The organism is Hyphomicrobium sp. 1Nfss2.1 (assembly GCF_965243865.1).
Taxonomy (GTDB): domain Bacteria; phylum Pseudomonadota; class Alphaproteobacteria; order Rhizobiales; family Hyphomicrobiaceae; genus Hyphomicrobium_A.
In genome coordinates, this window is sequence record NZ_OZ251603.1 from 3576668 (window position 1) to 3594098 (window position 17431).

Consider the following 17431-nt stretch of genomic DNA (forward strand, 5'->3'; position numbering starts at 1 on the left):
CGCATATTCGCGCTCGGCCGACGGCACATTGTGCGTGCAATTCGCGTAGTATCCTCCGGCAGAACGATTCTCTCAAGGAACCAACCGATGGCTGAAAAACCCGCTCCGAAGCAAAACACGATCACGCTCCGCCAGATCGGTGCTGCACTCTCGGAAGCGCATGATCTCCCCAAGAAAACGACGGCCGCTATACTTGAGGATCTGGTGATCATGATCACCAAGCACCTGAAGAAGGGCGACAAGATTCGCATCAACGGCATCGGCGTGCTGCAGGTTCGCAAGCGCCCGGCGCGCATGGGCCGCAATCCTGCGACTGGCGAGACCATCAAGATCAAGGCGTCGAAGAAGGTCGCTTTCCGCGCCGCCAAGGAGCTCAAGGAATCCATCTGAGCCAAAGCTCGCGGTTTCTTTGAATGCACAATGATCGCGCCGGTGCTCTCGCACTGGCGCGTTTCTTTTTGGACACGCACCACCGCCGAAGACGCATCGAACCAAAGTCTTGCCACCAGCCGGCCATACAGTGCGAATCGGCTACCTTGCGCCCGTAGCAACTGAGGGAGGTGACATGTCCGAGAAAACGATACTTGTCGTACCCGGCAAGAAGTTGACGGTGCCGCGCCTCTTGAAACGCGGTCTGCAGATCCTCGCAGCTGTCGCGATCACGTCTGGCGTTGCCCTTGCGATTCTCATTGGCAGCGGTCTTTTGGTGCCGCGCGGACGCCTGTCTCAGGGCTGGGACGTCTGGGTCAGCTTCATCAATCGCACGGACATTCTCGCCACCATGGTGCTGACGGCATTGGTGACGGTACTGTTCGTCTATTGGCAGCGCGATCACGAGCGCGGAAAATAGCGCGCAGCTCAAAGGGGCGAATTCGCAATCGCTCCCGCGCCGGGCATTTCGGCAATAAAAAAGCCGCCCAAGGCGGCTGGCTGTTTCGGCTGGCGACTTCCGAATAAGACAATTTCGCCCGAACGATATGAGATCGGGAAAATGCAAGGGAGGGTGCGGCTTTGGCCGCACCCTCCGCTTGGCAGCAGAATCTGCGGTCCGCTTAGTGGCAGCAGCAGCGCTTGCGGAAGTACTTCACGGCCGCAACGGTGCGATAGGCGCGCACGCGCTCGTACACGACCTTCTTCACAACCGACACGGTCGGCTGCTGAACGGCGACGCGACGATAGAACTTGCGGCAGCCGCAACGGTCGGAATAGGCCTTCTTCACCCAGACAGTGCGATAGCTGCGCACGCGCTCATAGGTCACGCGCGGAACCAGCTTCGTCGTCGGCTGGCGGTAGTAAACCTTCTTCGCGACGGTGCAGCAGCCGTCACGATGGAACAAACCTGCTTCGGCGGTCGACGTCATCGCCACGCTCGTGCCGGCCATTACGCCAGCGGCAACCAGAACTCCAAGAAGCCCACGCATTCGAAACTCCCAAATTCACCCACGTAGATTTTTCAATGTTCGGTATTTCGGCAATCGCCGGGTTACACCGAACGGCACGTGAAAATGGATAACAGCGGGCCACGTAAAAATCGGTTAGCCGGAAAAACAAAACGAATGCTTCGCGGGTTATGGTTAATGAACGGCATCGATTGCCGGTTTTTGCGTGCCAAAACGACCAGAAACACAGGGCGTAACTATATTTTTGTAAGTTAAGCGGCGAGGTGACCGTGCAACCGTTCATTTCGGTTCAAAAGCTAATAAACCGATGTTTTATTGCTGAAACGATTAGAGCGGCAATTGGCCGTTTCGAGTAAATGCAAAAAAATAATTGCCTACGCAATTCGAGCCCGATTGGAAATCGAGCGAGGAACTTTTGCCCGGCGCATTGATTGTCGCGCGTGGGCGTTGCGAGGAAAGCGGCTTTCCATCTTCTTGCTCGCGGCTGTCGTCAGTCGAGCATGCTGATGAAGACACGCACGCGGCAGCACGATGCCGCGCCTATCCGGGCCCGGTGCTCGGTCTGCGCGGTGCGAGCGGACGCTAGCGGCAGCGCTCCGCGCGCTCTTCGTCTTTCTTGATTGCGTGCCCGATCGGATCGGGATTGCTGCCGGTCACATCCAGCGGGTCAGTACAACGCCACGCCGAGATCACCTTCGCCTGGCCGAGGGCGGCCTTCTTGGCGACGGGAAGCTCAGGTGCCGACGCGGTGATTGCCTCCGGGACTTTGTTCGGCAGGCGGACCGGTATCGGCTTCGGCGCGATTGGCGTCTGCTCCACCAGTGCTTTGGCGAAGCACTTGTCGAGGTAAGCGCACCGGCGCTTGGCCGAAGGATGCGTATCCGTTTCCGGCGCCCCCTCGAAGCTATCGCAGACCTGCTTCAATCCCTTGCGGTCGAGCCAGCCCTCGGCGACGCCGCGATGCACGGCATGACAGTCGGCAGCGAGCTCGCTATCGCCCACGGTGAGATGGCCGCATTCGTGGTTGAACACGAACAGCCGTACCGTCGGCGGTTGCTGGTTCAGCATAGTCGGATTGAGGATGAGGATCGTCTCGCCGGCACCGCCCTCGCTGGGCAGGCTCCGGTCGATCATGATGTCGGCCTTCCCGCACGACACCTTGCGGCCGGCAAGGGTGACGCTGCGTCCGACAAACTCTTCCTCCGCCCGGGCATCGCCAATGGCAGAGGCAGCAAGGCCCAAAAGGGCGGTGGCGAGTAACGCGTGAATACGCAACATGACCATTGACCAGGCTTGCACGGCCCCCCGGCACCCTTGGTAGCGGGGAATTAAGTGGCTGAATTAGCCCGAATTAGGACGCTGCAACCCGATCGCCCCTGTCGGCCTCGTTATAACCTTACCCCGGGGCATCCGAACAAAGTGTAGCCGCTTGGTTAGTCCCGGATTTACTCGTGGCATCGACAACCGCCGCGCAGCTAACCATGATGCGGGAATCGGGGACGGTCGTCGGGAGGGACGGGAATGACGCAGGAGAAAGATGCCGATGGCACGGACCTCGACATCAAGGATGCGATGGAGGGCCACGAGCGCTTCCGCCAGCAGTTCGAGCGTGACCGCGCCTTTTATCGTGCCCTGGCAACCAAGAAGCAGAAGCCGCGCCTTCTGTGGATCGGTTGCGCCGACAGCCGTGTGGTGCCGGCAACCATCACCAATGCCGACCCCGGGGAGCTGTTCGAGGTCCGCAACATCGCCAATGTCGTGCCGCCGGCCGACGCTGCCGACGATACGGTCGGAGCCGCCATAGAATATGGCGTCGGCCACCTCGGCATCGACGATATCGTCGTCTGTGGTCATACCGGCTGCGGCGGCATCGCCGCCCTGCTCGAGCCGATGGCGCTCGACCGCGCGGCGCCTCTCGGCCGCTGGATGGAGTTCACCCGGCCCGCCCACCAACTCATTGCCGCAGCACGCGTTCCTGAAGAGGAACGGCTGACGGAGACCGTGAAGGCTCACGTCCAGTTCCAGCTCGACAACCTGATGACCTACCCCATCGTGCGCGAGGGGGTCGCCGCGGGCAGCCTCAACATTCACGGCTGGCTCTACGACATGTTTACGGGCGAGCTGACCACCTACGATCCGCAGACCGGCGGCTGGCGCGGCCTGCTGGATTGAAACTCAGCAAGGGGAAAGACGCCGCTTGGCGGCTTTCACCTGAAGCCGGACGCTTGCCGCATGGTCTAGTATGGCCCAGCAAGTCGAGTCGCATCGCCCGCCGCCGTTTGGTCATATTGCGAGGCAACATGCCCTCTTGGGGATGTGGGCGAAGCAAGACAAACTCAAGCTTCGGTTGCGCATGGCCGGCGGCGCCGGCCGGTTGTGCCGCTGTTGCGGGCGCTCGCATTCCGGGCCCTTCCTCCGTCACTGGATAACCAAATGAATCCTACCGATCTCGCGCAGGAAGCCATCGGTCCGCCGGCGGCGCACGGTTTCTCGTTCCTCGAGCTGTTCCTGCAGGCGCACATCGTCGTGCAGCTCGTCATGGCCGGACTGCTCATCGCCTCCATCTGGTCGTGGGCCATTGTCGTCGAGAAGTTCTTCGCCTTCCGCCGTGCGCGCATCGAGTCCGACCGCTTCGAGCACATGTTCTGGTCGGGTCAGTCGCTGGACGAGCTCTATACCGCCCTTTCACGCACCAAGCCGATCACCATGTCCGCGCTGTTCGTCGCCGCGATGCGCGAGTGGAAACGCTCGGTCGAAGGCAACATCCGCGCCCTCGGCGGCATCCAGCTCCGCGTCGAGAAGGTCATGGACGTCACCATCAGCCGCGAGATGGAGCGGCTCGACCGCCGGCTTCTGTTTCTCGCCACCGTCGGCTCGACCGCGCCGTTCGTCGGCCTCTTCGGCACCGTCTGGGGCATCATGACCAGCTTCCAGGCCATCGCCGTTTCCAAGAACACCAACCTTGCGGTTGTCGCGCCCGGTATCGCCGAGGCCTTGTTTGCGACGGCGCTCGGCCTCGTGGCCGCCATTCCCGCGGTTATCTTCTACAACAAGTACTCCGCTGACAGCGCTGCCATCAGTCATCGGCTCGAGGCGTTCGCGGACGAGTTTGCCGCCATCGTTTCGCGCCAGATCGACGTGAGAAGCTGACGTTCCGCGCAGCAACTAGGAAGGCTTAGGCAGGTATGGGCGCGAGCATCAAGGCGAACACGGGAGGCGGCGGCAAGCGTCGCCGTCGCGGGCGCAATGCGCCGATGAGCGAGATCAACGTCACGCCGATGGTCGACGTGATGCTCGTGCTGCTCATCATCTTCATGGTCGCCGCACCGCTGCTCCAGGTTGGCGTGCCGATCGAGCTTCCGCAGGCCAAGGGTAAGCAGCTCGAAGCCAATAAGGAGCCGTTGGTCATCTCCGTGAAGTCCGACGGCAACGTCTTCATCGGCGAGACCGCGGTCCCGCTCGACGAGATCGCCCCCAAGCTCAAGGCGATCGCCAAGAACGGCTACGAGGAGCAGATCTTCGTGCGCGGCGACAAGGGTGTCGCTTACGGCACGGTCATGCGGGTCATGGGACGCATCAGCGCCGGCGGCTTCCGCAAAGTGTCGCTCGTCACGGAAGTGGAGGACGGAGGCTAGCGCGATGACCGCGAAGTTCGCTGGTAACATTGCAGCCGGCTTAGGCGAGCTTCGGTATCGTGATACGCGCGCTGTGATCGCGAAATTCGCCATCATTCTCGGTCACGTATCGATCAAATCTTTGAAACTGCGCCGCACGAGCCGAGCGATGCGCTCCGTGCCGGTCGTGAAACCGTCTTCCATGTTGCCGATGGTCGCTCGTGGTGCCGCTAGCGAACTCTGGCGAAACTTTGCGTCAGGACACTAGGCGTGTACCGCGGGTTCATCACCTCATTCATCGGTCACGCACTGCTGTTGGCCTACGCGCTGCTCTCCTTCCACGAGCAGCCGCTCGACTTGCCGACCGTGATCCCCATCGAGGCGACCATCGTCACCCCGTCCGAGCTGACGCGCCTGAAGCAGGGCGACCCGACATCTAAGCACCTCGAGGCGAAGGCCAAGGAAGAGCCGCCGCCCGAGGAGACGTCAAAGAAGGAAGCTGACAAGCCCAATCCGGTTGTGGCGCCTCCGCCGGCCGCCGAGCCGCCGCCGCCCGAGCCGGAAAAGAGCGAGCCGAAAAAGGCCGAACCTCCGCCCGAGCCGAAGAAGGACCCGATCGCCGAAAAGCTCGCGGCCGCCCCGCCCGAGCCGCCGCCCGAACCTGGCCCGACGCCCGACGAGAAGAAGAAGCTCGAAGAGAAGCTCGAGCAGGAGCGCAAGGTCGAGGAAGAGAAGAAGAAGGCCGAGGAAAAGAAGAAAGCCGAGGCGAAGAAAAAGGCCGAAGAGAAGAAGAAGCTCGAAGCCAAGAAGAAGGCCGAGGAGAAGAAGCGCAAGCTCGCCGAGGAGAAGCGCAAGCAGCGCGAGAAGAACAAGTTCGACGCCGACAAGATCGCCGCGCTGCTCGACAAGACGCCCGATAAGCGCGGCGCGCCCAAGTCATCGACTCAGCCCACCAAGCCCACGGATTACGAGGGGCCGACGGCGGGCGAGCGGCAGGGGCACGACACCGTCTTGTCCGCGCGCCAGCAGGATCTTCTCCTGTCCATGATCAACCGGCAGTTAGAGCCCTGCGCGCGCCTACCCGGCGGCGGCGGCGGCCCCGACACGCCGGTCGTCAACGTGCGCTTCCAGCTCAATCAGGATGGTTCACTCAACGGTGAGCCCGTCGTGATCAATCGCCAGAACACGCCGCTGTTCCTTATCGCCGCCGATGCTTCGGTCCGAGCGATCAAGCAATGTGCCCCGTTCCAGCTTCCGCCCGACATGTATGGATCCTGGAGCACGGTCACTTGGGCGTTCGATTGGCCCGTCATCTTAGGATTGGTGCAGCGCTAGGTATGCGCACGGGCGCAATTCGGTGCTAAGGAGCCCCGGAAAGGGCAGAGGATCAGAGCCACATGCACGATGGGAACGGACGAATGGTAGCGGTTGCGCGCAAAGCTGGGTCTTGGCGGACGATGCTGTTCGGTGTGCTCGCCACACTCTTCGCCAGCGCGTTGCTGGCGCCGGCCTCCGCGCAACGTCCCGACGACAGCTATAAGGGCTCATCTGGCGGCGGCGGTCTCGACGCTCAGTTGCGCGAGTTCCAGGGCGGCTCCTCCAGCCCTCCGGGCGGCGGTGGCGGCGGCGGCCTTTCCGGCGGCAGCGGCGCCGGTGGTCTGCAAGGTCGCCAGACGCAGGGCACCATCGCGCCGATTCCGATCGCGATTCCCTATTTCCTTGGCCCCGACCAGAAGCTCGCCGCCGACATTGCCGAAGTCGTCACCGCGGACCTCGGCAACTCTGGGCTATTCGAGCCGCTCGACCGCGCCTCCTTCCTCGAGCAGGTGCGCGACGTGAACGCCGCTCCTCGCTTCCCCGACTGGCGCTCCATCAGAGCCGACGCACTCGTCGTCGGTGACGTCGGGCGCAGCGCCGATGGCCGCATCGTTGCCCAGTTCCGCCTTTGGGACGTGGCGACCGGACGCCAGCTCGCCGGCCAGCGATTCGCCACCAGCTCGCAGAACTGGCGCCGCGCTGGCCACATCATCGCCGATCAGGTCTATAAGCAACTCACCGGCGAGTCGGGCTATTTCGACACCCGCGTCGTATTCATCGACGAGACCGGCCCGAAAGAGCGTCGCATCAAGCGCCTCGCCATCATGGACCAGGACGGCTTCAACGTCCGCCTGTTGAGCAAGGGGCAGGAGCTTGTGCTCACGCCGCGCTTCTCGCCAACCAACCAGGAAATCACCTTCATGTCCTACGGCGGTGGCTCACCGCGGGTCTTCCTTATGAATCTGGAGACCGGCCATCGCGAGACTGTCGGCGATTTCCCAGGCATGACCTTCGCTCCGCGCTTCTCGCCCGATGGCCAGCGCGTGATTCTCAGTCTGCAGGAGGGCGGCAACTCGGCCATCTATGAGATGGACCTGAGAACGCGCCAGCGGCGCCAGCTCACCCAGGGCCTCGCCATCGATACCAGCCCGAGCTATTCGCCCGACGGCCGCCAGGTCGTGTTCGAATCCGACCGCGACCGCTCACAGCAGATCTATGTGATGAATTCGGACGGGTCCGCCGCCCACCGCATCAGCCAGGGACAGGGCTCGTATTCGACGCCCGTCTGGTCCCCGCGCGGCGACTACATCGCCTTCACCAAGCAACTCGGCGGCCGATTCCTCATCGGCGTGATGCGTCCTGACGGCTCCGGCGAGCGCATCCTCACCGAGGGCTACCACAACGAAGGCCCCACCTGGGCACCCAACGGCCGCGTGTTGATGTTCTTCCGCGAATCGCAAGGCCCGACGGGCGGTCCGCGAATCTATTCCATCGATTTGACCGGCTACAACGAGCGGGTGATCAAGACGCCGGCGTTCGCGTCTGATCCGGCGTGGTCGCCACTCCTGAATTGAAACAGCGTTTAACCTGAAATTAACTAACCCCGAGCATCAATGATGCCCAGACGCCTCGACACCGAAGGGGCGAGTTTACCGCGTAAATTCGGGCTTTTTCGGTGAGGACCATCGGAACCAGTCAGACGCTGAGAACGCCGCGGAACGCAGTTGCATTTTCGCATCTGCCGCCTTGGAAAACTGAGGGCTAAACGCCTCTGTTCTTGATCAAGTCGAGCCGCGCAAGTACCCCAGTATATGGCTAGTGCCGATAAAGCATCAGGAGATGAGACCATGCAGGGTTTTAAGGGGCTGATCGTTTTGTCAGCAGTGGTTGCGGCCGTTGCTCTGGGCGCGTGCCGTCGTGAAGAGCCCGCGCCGCTGAAACTGGGCGCTGATCTGCCTGCCGCTACGCAGCCCGCTCGCTAAGAGCAGGCGGCAAGGCCAGGACAACATTAGGAGAAAATGCTATGAAGAGTGCAATCGTGCTCGCCGTCGTCGTCGCTGCTGTTGCTCTGGGCGCTTGCCGTCGTGAAGAGCCTGCTCCGCTGAAGCTCGGCGCTGACATGACCACGGAAGTTGCTCGCTAAGCATCACGCTTAGTCGAGGGGGACAACCTTTTTAGGAGATACGACGATGAAGGGGGCCATCCTGATCGCGGCCGTTGCCGCTGCTGTTGCTCTCGGCGCTTGCCGCCGCGAGGAGCCCGCTCCGCTGAAGCTCGGCGCCGACGTTCCGGCTTCGACGCAGTCGGTGCGCTAAACAGCTAGCTTCCTGGCACGTCTCGCTAGGAAGACCGATCTACAGGGCCGAGATCGACACTTCTGGTGTCGGTCTCGGCCCTGGTCGTTTGTAGCGTTCGCTTCCTCTCGTCTCGTCTCGCCGTCGATTGATTCGCTACGCAGGCGGCCGGCGCACGGGGCGACGTGATATCCGGGCCGAGCGCATCTCGGATTTCAGCCGAGCCGGTGCGATTGATTCGCAGTCCCTCGGTGGCTTCCCAATAGATCGCCGACGACACCGCAAGCGGTCTCGGCTCTCCGCTCTGCAAGCAAGGCTTGCACGTGTGGCATATCTGCGATGCAGCAGCGCCACACCGGGTCCTTTGGTCGCTGCGCGCAGTTTCTTTGCACCGGATAATGATTGCTTTCAGGTCCTTCCGGGCGACGAATCGCACAAAGGTCCTGATGAAGCGGATAAGCGGCCACATTTTCGTACGAGCGGCACGCTAACTCCTCATCGAGATGAAACAGTCGCCGCGCTCCAGGCGTTTACGTTGATCAGTGGGCGACGAAAGGGATTTGCATGGCCACGACATCCTGGTTCACCCGCGCGACGCGCCTGCTTGCGGTCTTGCTTGTGGGTGGTCTGGTCGCCGCTTGCGCCAACAACGAGACTCAACCGAATTCGTCGCTCACGGGGCGCGACGGCTCGGTGACGCCCGGCACGCACCGTGACTTCGCGGTCAACGTCGGCGACATCGTCTACTTCACCACCGACAGCTCGGACCTGACGCCCGAAGCGACCGCGACGCTGCAGAAGCAGGCGCAGTGGCTGCAGCAGTATCCGCAGTACACCATCACCATCGAGGGCCACGCCGACGAGCGCGGCACGCGCGAATACAACATCGCTCTCGGTGCCCGCCGCGCTACGACGGTGCGGAACTTCCTGGCCCAGAACGGCATCAACGGGGCTCGCCTGCGCACCATCTCTTACGGCAAGGAGCGCCCGGTGGCCGTGTGCAACGACATCTCATGCTGGTCGCAGAATCGCCGCGCACAAACGGTGCTCAACTCACGCACCGCCGGAAACTGATTTCCGATCAAAGTCTTCGACTGCTTGATCCCGCGGCTTCGTCCGCGGGATTTTCGTTTGTGCCGGCGCCGGATTGAACGCTGTTGCTGTCCGGCCGCACTTCCACAGCTCCGCGCACCGGCGCGCAACACAGCAAAGAATCGCCGCAAATCCTCAGCAATGATTGCCGCGATTTCAGAGGTTTGCCGACGAGGGGAATGCGATGCAGTGGCTCGTGCGTGCACAAGGTAGCGTAGTCGGACGCTGTGTGTTCGTTGTGGCTCTCCTGATCGCCGTCGACGTGTCGTCCGCAGCATTGCGTGCCGATCCGTTTTCCTGGCGCACCACCTCTGGTTACGACGCCGAGCAGCGCGCCGCCGAACTCTATCTCGATGGCGTTGAAAAGCTGGCTGGTGGTCATCCCGATTACGCGCGGCAGACTTTCGAATCGGTCGTCGCCCGCTTCCCGGGAACCGAGGCAGCCGACAACGCGCGCCAGCAGCTCGGCGACCTCGACGCTCGCGAGCCGATCGAGGCGCGCAGCACCGATCCGTTCGACGCCATAACCGTCACGGGTTCGCTGCCGTCGCTCGCTGACATGCCGATCGCTGGCGAGCAGCGCGCACCTGCCTGGGATCGCGAGCTGCGCCGCAACGCGTCGATCCAATCGAAACTGCGCATTGAGGCTGGCGACCGCGTCTTCTTTTCGCCCGGCAGCGCCGAACTCGGCTCTCGGGCGCGGTCAGCGCTCGACGCACAGGCGCATTGGCTCATGCGCTGGCACGAGTTCGAAGCCGCCATCGAGGGCCACGCCGACGAGCCGGGCAGCGAGCAGGACAACGTCGCTCTGTCTCAGCGTCGCGCCGAGGCCGTTCGCCAGCGCCTGATCGAGGAAGGCGTCGAGCCGAGCCGCATCGCCATCGTGCCGCTGGGCCGCTCCGTCCGCATCGCCACCTGCGCCGACACCGACTGCCGCGCCCAGAACCGCCGCGCCGTGACCCTGGTCTTCGCCACGGGCACCCGCGAGCGGCTCGGCCTTCTCAGCACCGTTCCCATGGCCACGGCCCTGTCTGCGGTAGCTGTGCCCACCCCACCAGTGGCCGAGGCGACCGCCGTGACGGCCACCCAGACGGTGGGCCAGACCGCAGGCATGACGCGTTGACAACCCTGGTGCCAAGTGATGCCTAAGAGAGGAATTTTTCCGGTGCGGCGTCTCGCGATGTCGGCACCTTGCCTGATCAACCCAGCAACGGTCGCTCCCCCTGCCACCGCGCTGGCCCGATCGCCCGCAAGGCGATCTCTTCGAAAGCCGGGATAGTCAGTACCTATGCTTCGCCCCTTCGCCTTCATAATCTTAGCCAGTGCGGCGATCGCTGCGGTTGCCTTCGGTGCCGCCGCGGCAGAGCCGCTGCGCCTCGCCCAGGCCACGCCGCCCGCCAAGGCAAAGGCCGCGGCCACGGCCGCGCCTCAGGCCGGCGCCGACGATTCGGCGCTGCGCCAGCGCATCGACCAGCTCGAAGCCCAGCTGGTGGATATGCAGGTCGTCATCGGTACGCTCGAATCGCTCGCCCGCGGCGGTGGTGGCGCAGCACCGGCCGCCGACGGCGGCAGCTTCGGTGGCGGCGGCGGCGCCGATAGCGTCCGCATCGATGGCCTCGAAACACAGCTTCGCGCGCTGGCTGCCCAGGTCCAGCAGCTGACCGACCAGGTGCGCGCGCTCGGCGGACAGCCGCGTCGGTCCGATGCGGCGCCGATGCCGGACGCCGCGCCCGGCCAGCCAGCGCCCAGCGGATTTGCCTCGTCTGCCCCTGCCGCCGACGATCTTCGCTTCGGTTCGACCACGGTGACCGCCGCAACCGGCGACACCATCGGCGGCCTGATCGAGAACGACGCAGCCGCGACAGCTGCTGCCCCGCCGGCTGCGCCCGCAGCCCCGGCAGCCCCCGGCGGCGCCGCGGCGAGCCCGGCGCCCGAGATGGCAGCGCTGCCGCCGGCATTCGGCGCGGCAACGGCGCCCGGCGCCGACAACAACCCGGGCGGCGCCAAGCAGCTCTACGAGACCGCCTACGGCTATCTCATGCAGCGCGATTATTCGGCTGCCCAGGGCGCCTTCGAAGACTTTCTCAATCGCTACCCGCAGGATTCCCTCGCCGGCAACGCGCAGTATTGGCTCGGCGAAGCCCACTTCGTGCGCGGCGAGTACAAGGCCGCCGCCGGCTCGTTCCTCAAGGGCTATCAGAATTACGCCGGCAACCCGCGCGCTGCCGACAGCCTGTTGAAGCTGGCAATGTCACTCGATCGTCTTGGCCAGAAGGACGCCGCCTGCTCATCGTTCGGTGAGCTGTCGACGCGTTTCCCCAATGCGCCGGAGAACGTCAAAATGCGCGCCAAGTCAGAGCGCCAGCGCATTGGCTGCAGCTGACGAGAACGCAGCTGCCTCGCGCAGCACCGGATCGGGAACGGGCGATCAGCCGGTTTCGGATCGCGAGCTTGATGCGCTCTTTGCGCCGCTCGCCTCCTTCAAAGTCTTGATCCTCGCGGTATCCGGCGGCGCCGACAGCATGGCGCTGATGCTGCTCGTTCACCGCTGGCTGGCGGGCAAGTCGGATGCGCCCGAGACCATCGTCGCAACCGTTGATCACGGACTGCGCGCCCAAGCGCGTGCCGAAGCGGAATGGGTCGCAACCGAAGCCACAGCCCTCGGTTTCGATCCCGCGCTGCTGACCTGGTCGGGAGAAAAGCCGGCGACGGGCATTCAGGATGCGGCCCGCGACGCCCGCTATCGGCTGCTCACCGACCTCGCCGGTGCTGCCGGCAGGGGGCCCATCGCCATCGTTACCGCGCACACCGAGGACGATCAGGCCGAAACGCTTCTGATGCGCCTCTCCCGCGGCAGCGGTTTGGATGGACTTTCGGCCATGGCGCCGCTCCGAACTCTCGACGATGGCCCGGTCGAGGTGTTGCTGGCGCGGCCGCTGCTGACGATTCCCGGAGCGCGGTTGCGTGCAACCTTGCGTGCAGCCGGCCGACCCTGGCTCGAAGACCCGAGCAATGATGCCGAGCGCTTCGAGCGCGTGCGCATCCGCAAGGCGCGGCAGACTCTCGCAGCGCTCGGCCTCTCCAATGAAAAGATGGCGCTCAGCGCACGGCGGCTGGCCCGCGCCAAGCAGGCCTTGGAGGCAGGTGTCGACGCTCTCCAGCGCGATGCGCATCTCGATCTGCACAAAGGCGCGTTCGCCAGTTTCGAGGCAGCCCCCTGGCACGCCGCGCCCGACGAGTTGAGGCTCCGCCTGCTGGCGCGCTTGCTCCGCGCTTTCGGAGGGCAGGAACAGCCGCTACGCATGGCCCAGCTCGAGCAGTTGCTGGCGCGAATGTCCGAGCCTGGCTTCGAAGGAGCGACCCTCGCTGGCGCCGCGATTGCGCACCGCCGACACCAGATTCATGTGCAACGCGAAGCGGGTCGCTTACCGCTGCCCACAATGCAGCTTGGCCCGGGAATGGTGGCGATCTGGGACCGCCGGTTCCGCGTCGCCATCGCCCGCGAGGGCGCCGAGCCGGTTCTGGTCCGGGCGCTCGGCGGCGAGGCGTATGCCAAGTTGCGGCGTAAGCTTAACGATAAGACGCTCCAGCTGCCCGCCAGTGCCGCGGCAACCCTGCCCGCCTTTTGGCGCGGGGCCGAGCTCATGTGCGTGCCTCTCTTCGCTGAACTACCCGAAGCAAAGGCCCTGTGGCGGGGGGACGGGGAACTCTATTCGGCCGAATTTCTTGGCTAGAGCCGTAAATCTACTGCGACGGTGAGGCAGTCGCCCTGTTTTTGGCCCGTCGTTAAGCTCCTGGGGAGCGAGAGGCGTGTAACTTGGCAACTGAGTGCCCGGCTCCTATGTTAACGCGAAGCTGCGAACGGCGCCTGGAGCCATCCAGGAAGCGGGTTGGGCGCAAGCCGTGTTCGCGTCCTTAAGGGAACGAAATGAACTCGAACTTTCAAAAGCTTGCCATCTGGGTCGCGATCCTCGTCCTGCTCGCCGCTCTCTTCAACCTCTTCAATAATCCGACGCAGAGCCGGCGCGGCACCGACATTTCCTATTCGGAATTCCTGACGGCCGTCGACAGCGGCAACGTCTCCGACGCGACCATCGCTGGCAATCGGATCTACGGAACGATGCGCGACGGCGGCACCTCCTTCACGACGTATGCGCCCCAGGATCCAACTCTTGTCGAGCGCCTCGAGAAGAAGGGCATCAAGTTCCGCGCCCGTCCGTCCGATGAGGACGTTCCCTCGATCATGGGAATGCTGCTCAACTGGTTCCCCATGCTGCTCCTGATTGCAGTGTGGATCTTCTTCATGCGCCAGATGCAGTCGGGCTCCGGCCGCGCCATGGGCTTCGGTAAGTCGCGCGCCAAGCTGCTCACGGAGCGTCACGGCCGTGTCACGTTCGATGACGTCGCCGGCGTCGACGAGGCCAAGGACGACCTGCAGGAGATCGTCGAGTTCCTGCGCGATCCGCAGAAGTTCCAGCGCCTCGGCGGACGCATCCCGCGCGGCGCGCTTCTGGTCGGCCCTCCGGGCACCGGTAAGACGCTGCTCGCCCGCGCTATTGCCGGCGAGGCCAACGTTCCCTTTTTCACGATCTCGGGCTCTGACTTCGTCGAGATGTTCGTCGGCGTCGGCGCTTCGCGCGTGCGCGACATGTTCGAGCAGGCGAAGAAGAATGCGCCCTGCATCATCTTCATCGACGAAATCGACGCAGTCGGTCGCCACCGTGGCGCAGGCCTTGGCGGCGGCAACGACGAGCGCGAGCAGACGCTGAACCAGTTGCTGGTCGAGATGGACGGCTTCGAGGCCAATGAGGGCATCATCCTCATCGCCGCGACCAACCGCCCGGACGTTCTCGATCCCGCACTGCTGCGTCCCGGCCGCTTCGACCGCCAGATCACCGTGCCGAACCCGGACGTCGCCGGCCGCGAGAAGATCCTGCGCGTGCACATGCGCAAGGTCCCCGTCGCACCGAACGTCGATCCCAGGGTGCTCGCACGTGGTACACCGGGCTTCTCCGGTGCCGACCTCGCCAACCTCGTCAACGAGGCAGCGCTGCTGGCGGCTCGCCGCAACAAGCGCCTCGTGACGCAGTCGGAGTTCGAAGATTCCAAGGACAAGGTCATGATGGGCGCCGAGCGCCGGTCGATGGCCATGACCGAGGAGGAGAAGCTCGCCACCGCCTACCACGAGGCGGGTCACGCGCTCGTCTCGCTCAAGGTTCCCGGCGGCGATCCGCTGCACAAGGTGACCATCATCCCGCGTGGCCGTGCCCTCGGCGTGACCATGAACCTGCCCGAGCGCGACAAGCTCAGCTACTCCAAGCAGTGGTGCGAAGCGCGCGTTGCCATGTCGTTCGGCGGCCGCGTCGCAGAGCAGGCCATCTATGGCAAGGAGCATCTCAACACCGGTGCGTCCAGTGACATCATGCAGGCGACCAACATCGCCCGCCGCATGGTGACCGAGTGGGGCATGAGCGAGAAGCTCGGACCGCTGCTCTATAACGAGAACCAGCAGGAAGTCTTCCTCGGCCATGCCATCACGCAGCGCCAGAACATGTCGGAAGACACCGCGCGCCTGATCGACCAGGAGATCCGCCGCATCGTCACCGACGGCGAGAACAGGGCGCGTGATGTGATCGAGACCTGCCGCCATGAGCTCGAGGCCATCACCCAGGCGTTGATGGAGTACGAGACCATCTCTGGCGACGAGGTTGCCGCCGTGATGCGTGGCGAGAAGATCGTGCGCAAGCCGGACGATGACCTGCCCAAGGGCGAGATCGGCGGCTCAGCCGTGCCGAGCGCCGGCGGCCGTCTGCGTCCCTCTGGCGGCGCCGGCCCCATGGAGCCCCAGCCCTCCTGACGCGCCCTTTGACCTGAGGGTTGCAAACGAACTAGAAGCGGCCGCGAACTCTTTCGCGGCCGCTGTGCTTTCCGGAGGGCAATACGCAGCATGCAGCGCTCGATCTATCTGCGCCCGGTCGGCATCTTCCCCGCGCCCGCCGATCCCGACGAGGCGACCTTCGCCGGCCTGCCGCTCGCCGGCCAGCCGCTGCGCTTCACCACGGTCGAGATCGCCGAGCGCGGCGGCTCGCGCATATCTCGCCGCATCGTCACCCTCGGCGATGCTGTCGAGCGCGACTGGGGCCGCGGCACCATCGACGCCGCCCGCGATCTCGAAGCGCTCTCCGCGCCCCGCCCGCGCCTCGCGGGCCTCGCCCTCGACCGTCCGCGCATCATGGGCATCGTCAACGTCACGCCCGACAGCTTCTCCGATGGCGGACAGCACGACGAGGCGCAAAACGCCATCGCTCATGGCCTGAGGCTGGCAGAGGAGGGCGCCGAAATCCTCGACATCGGCGGCGAGTCGACCCGTCCCGGGGCCGACTACGTCCCCGTCGAGGAAGAACTGCGCCGCGTGCTCCCCGTCATCGAAGGCCTGCGCGCGCGCACCGACGCGTTGATCTCCGTCGACACCCGCAAGGCCGAGGTCATGCGCCGCGCGGCCGCCGCGGGCGCCGACATCCTCAACGACGTCTCCGCCTTGACGCACGATCCCGATGCCATGACCGCCGCCGCCGAAAGCGGGCTGCCGATCATCCTCATGCATGCGCAAGGCGACCCGCGCACTATGAACGACAACCCGCAATACTCCGATGTCGTGCTCGACGTGTTCGACTATCTGGAAGGCCGCATCCTGGCCTGCGAAGCGGCGGGCATTCCCCGCGCCAAGCTCATCACCGATCCCGGCATCGGCTTCGGCAAGCACCTGCACCACAACGTCGCCGTCATGGCGGCGCTGTCGCAATACCACGCGCTCGGCGTGCCGATGCTTCTGGGAGCCTCGCGCAAGAAGCTCATCGACCACATCTCCGACGTGCCGAACCCCCGCGACCGCGTCCCTGGATCGCTCGCCGCCGCTCTGGTCGGCGCCGCGCAAGGTGTTCAAATTATCCGCGTCCACGATGTCGCCGCCACCCGCCAGGCCCTCAATGTCTGGCGCGCATCGGCGGCCGGCAGCGAGAAGGTCCTCTCCTAGAAAAGGCGCCTTGGAGCCTTGCCCATGACCGAGATAAAGTTTCGGCTCGAGCCAGCACACCTCAGCGCCTATGGACGGCTTTCGTCGGCGCGGCTCGAGGCGACAGGCGCCCACGCCGACGGTAATTGGGGTGTGTGGCTGGTCGGAACATTCGGCGCTGCGACGTTGATTGCGGCCGCCTCGCTCGTGTTTCCGGCTGTTACCGGGAACCCGTTCGCCATGGCGGAGTTCACGGCCGGTCTGGTAGCCGGCGTGGCAATTTTTTTCGCTATCGCGTGGTGGCGCTATTTGCGGCTGTCGCGCCGGGCCACGCGGGCGGACGGTCCGACGCGCGCGGAGCACCGTTTGAGCCTGGGTGAGGACGGCTTGAGATCGAGCACCTGCTTCGCCGAGACGCTCTATCGATGGTCCGTATTCGAAGACGTGACCGCCACGGAGGACGTCGTCGTCCTGTGGATTGAGCCAGGCGCTGGTGTGCTTGTGCCGCGTAATGCGTTCGCCTGCCCGGCCGCGGAAGCGGCCTTTCTAGAAGCGGTGCGCCGGTACATGGCCTAAGGCAAGGCTTCCGGTCGCGGGAACACCTAGGCTGGCCGAAACGCACCCAGTCACAGGCTTTCTCATTCCTTAGGAGAGGCGAGCTAATTTGATCCGGAGCCCCGTGGCGGGCCGGTAATTCCGCCT

Annotated in this window: 18 protein-coding genes; 16 read left to right on the forward strand and 2 right to left on the reverse strand. The window is 64.4% G+C overall.

Annotated features, from left to right (window positions below; all coding sequences use genetic code 11):
* The first annotated feature begins 87 nt into the window (after positions 1-87).
* Both ACP15D_RS17480 and ACP15D_RS17485 read left to right on the forward strand, forming a co-directional pair.
* Positions 88-390, forward strand: coding sequence for an HU family DNA-binding protein (locus tag ACP15D_RS17480; RefSeq protein ID WP_424958694.1), 303 nt, complete (start codon positions 88-90; stop codon positions 388-390).
* A gap of 175 nt (positions 391-565) precedes the next feature.
* Positions 566-850 (forward strand): hypothetical protein, encoded by a 285-nt coding sequence (locus tag ACP15D_RS17485; RefSeq protein WP_424958695.1) that lies wholly within the window; start codon positions 566-568, stop codon positions 848-850.
* Positions 851-1052: 202 nt separating this feature from the next.
* On the opposite strand, the gene ACP15D_RS17490 is transcribed toward ACP15D_RS17485, so the two are convergent.
* Both ACP15D_RS17490 and ACP15D_RS17495 read right to left on the reverse strand, forming a co-directional pair.
* Positions 1053-1421, reverse strand: a complete 369-nt coding sequence (locus ACP15D_RS17490; RefSeq protein ID WP_424958696.1) for a hypothetical protein — start codon at positions 1419-1421, stop codon at positions 1053-1055.
* 561 nt (positions 1422-1982) lie between these two features.
* On the reverse strand, positions 1983-2678 hold the full coding sequence (locus ACP15D_RS17495; protein WP_424958697.1) for a hypothetical protein: 696 nt from the start codon (positions 2676-2678) through the stop codon (positions 1983-1985).
* 243 nt (positions 2679-2921) lie between these two features.
* Here ACP15D_RS17495 and ACP15D_RS17500 point away from each other — a divergent pair, with 243 nt between their 5' ends.
* The 14 genes from ACP15D_RS17500 (at position 2922) to ACP15D_RS17565 (ending at position 17305) form a co-directional block, all read left to right on the forward strand.
* The gene (locus tag ACP15D_RS17500; protein ID WP_424958698.1) at positions 2922-3572 is read left to right on the forward strand and encodes a carbonic anhydrase; all 651 of its coding nucleotides are present in this window, start codon (positions 2922-2924) and stop codon (positions 3570-3572) included.
* Between the two features lie 261 nt (positions 3573-3833).
* Entirely contained in the window at positions 3834-4550 is a 717-nt protein-coding gene (gene tolQ, locus ACP15D_RS17505; RefSeq protein WP_424958699.1) for a protein TolQ, read from the forward strand.
* 35 nt (positions 4551-4585) lie between these two features.
* Positions 4586-5035: a protein TolR gene (gene tolR, locus ACP15D_RS17510; protein ID WP_424958700.1), complete on the forward strand. Its 450-nt coding sequence runs from the start codon at positions 4586-4588 to the stop codon at positions 5033-5035.
* A gap of 4 nt (positions 5036-5039) precedes the next feature.
* Positions 5040-5282, forward strand: coding sequence for a hypothetical protein (locus ACP15D_RS17515; RefSeq protein WP_424958701.1), 243 nt, complete (start codon positions 5040-5042; stop codon positions 5280-5282).
* 2 nt (positions 5283-5284) lie between these two features.
* Positions 5285-6349 carry a protein TolA gene (locus ACP15D_RS17520; RefSeq protein WP_424958702.1) on the forward strand — a complete coding sequence of 355 codons (1065 nt, stop codon included), beginning with the start codon at positions 5285-5287 and terminating at the stop codon, positions 6347-6349.
* A gap of 83 nt (positions 6350-6432) precedes the next feature.
* Positions 6433-7905 carry a Tol-Pal system beta propeller repeat protein TolB gene (gene tolB / locus ACP15D_RS17525; protein WP_424958703.1) on the forward strand — a complete coding sequence of 491 codons (1473 nt, stop codon included), beginning with the start codon at positions 6433-6435 and terminating at the stop codon, positions 7903-7905.
* A 615-nt stretch (positions 7906-8520) separates the two neighbouring features.
* On the forward strand, positions 8521-8646 hold the full coding sequence (locus ACP15D_RS17530; protein WP_280173538.1) for a hypothetical protein: 126 nt from the start codon (positions 8521-8523) through the stop codon (positions 8644-8646).
* Between the two features lie 543 nt (positions 8647-9189).
* Positions 9190-9699 carry a peptidoglycan-associated lipoprotein Pal gene (pal, locus tag ACP15D_RS17535; protein ID WP_424958704.1) on the forward strand — a complete coding sequence of 170 codons (510 nt, stop codon included), beginning with the start codon at positions 9190-9192 and terminating at the stop codon, positions 9697-9699.
* A 202-nt stretch (positions 9700-9901) separates the two neighbouring features.
* Positions 9902-10840, forward strand: coding sequence for an OmpA family protein (locus ACP15D_RS17540; protein ID WP_424958705.1), 939 nt, complete (start codon positions 9902-9904; stop codon positions 10838-10840).
* 165 nt (positions 10841-11005) lie between these two features.
* On the forward strand, positions 11006-12100 hold the full coding sequence (ybgF, locus tag ACP15D_RS17545; protein ID WP_424958706.1) for a tol-pal system protein YbgF: 1095 nt from the start codon (positions 11006-11008) through the stop codon (positions 12098-12100).
* Complete coding sequence (gene tilS / locus ACP15D_RS17550; RefSeq protein ID WP_424958707.1) at positions 12087-13451, forward strand: tRNA lysidine(34) synthetase TilS; 1365 nt, start codon at positions 12087-12089, stop codon at positions 13449-13451. Before ybgF ends, tilS begins: the two co-directional genes overlap by 14 nt.
* A 194-nt stretch (positions 13452-13645) precedes the next feature.
* On the forward strand, positions 13646-15574 hold the full coding sequence (ftsH, locus tag ACP15D_RS17555; RefSeq protein ID WP_424958708.1) for an ATP-dependent zinc metalloprotease FtsH: 1929 nt from the start codon (positions 13646-13648) through the stop codon (positions 15572-15574).
* A 90-nt stretch (positions 15575-15664) separates the two neighbouring features.
* Positions 15665-16750, forward strand: a complete 1086-nt coding sequence (gene folP / locus ACP15D_RS17560) for a dihydropteroate synthase (protein ID WP_424958709.1) — start codon at positions 15665-15667, stop codon at positions 16748-16750.
* Positions 16751-16774: 24 nt separating this feature from the next.
* The gene (locus ACP15D_RS17565; RefSeq protein WP_424958710.1) at positions 16775-17305 is read left to right on the forward strand and encodes a YcxB family protein; all 531 of its coding nucleotides are present in this window, start codon (positions 16775-16777) and stop codon (positions 17303-17305) included.
* Positions 17306-17431: the final 126 nt, after the last annotated feature.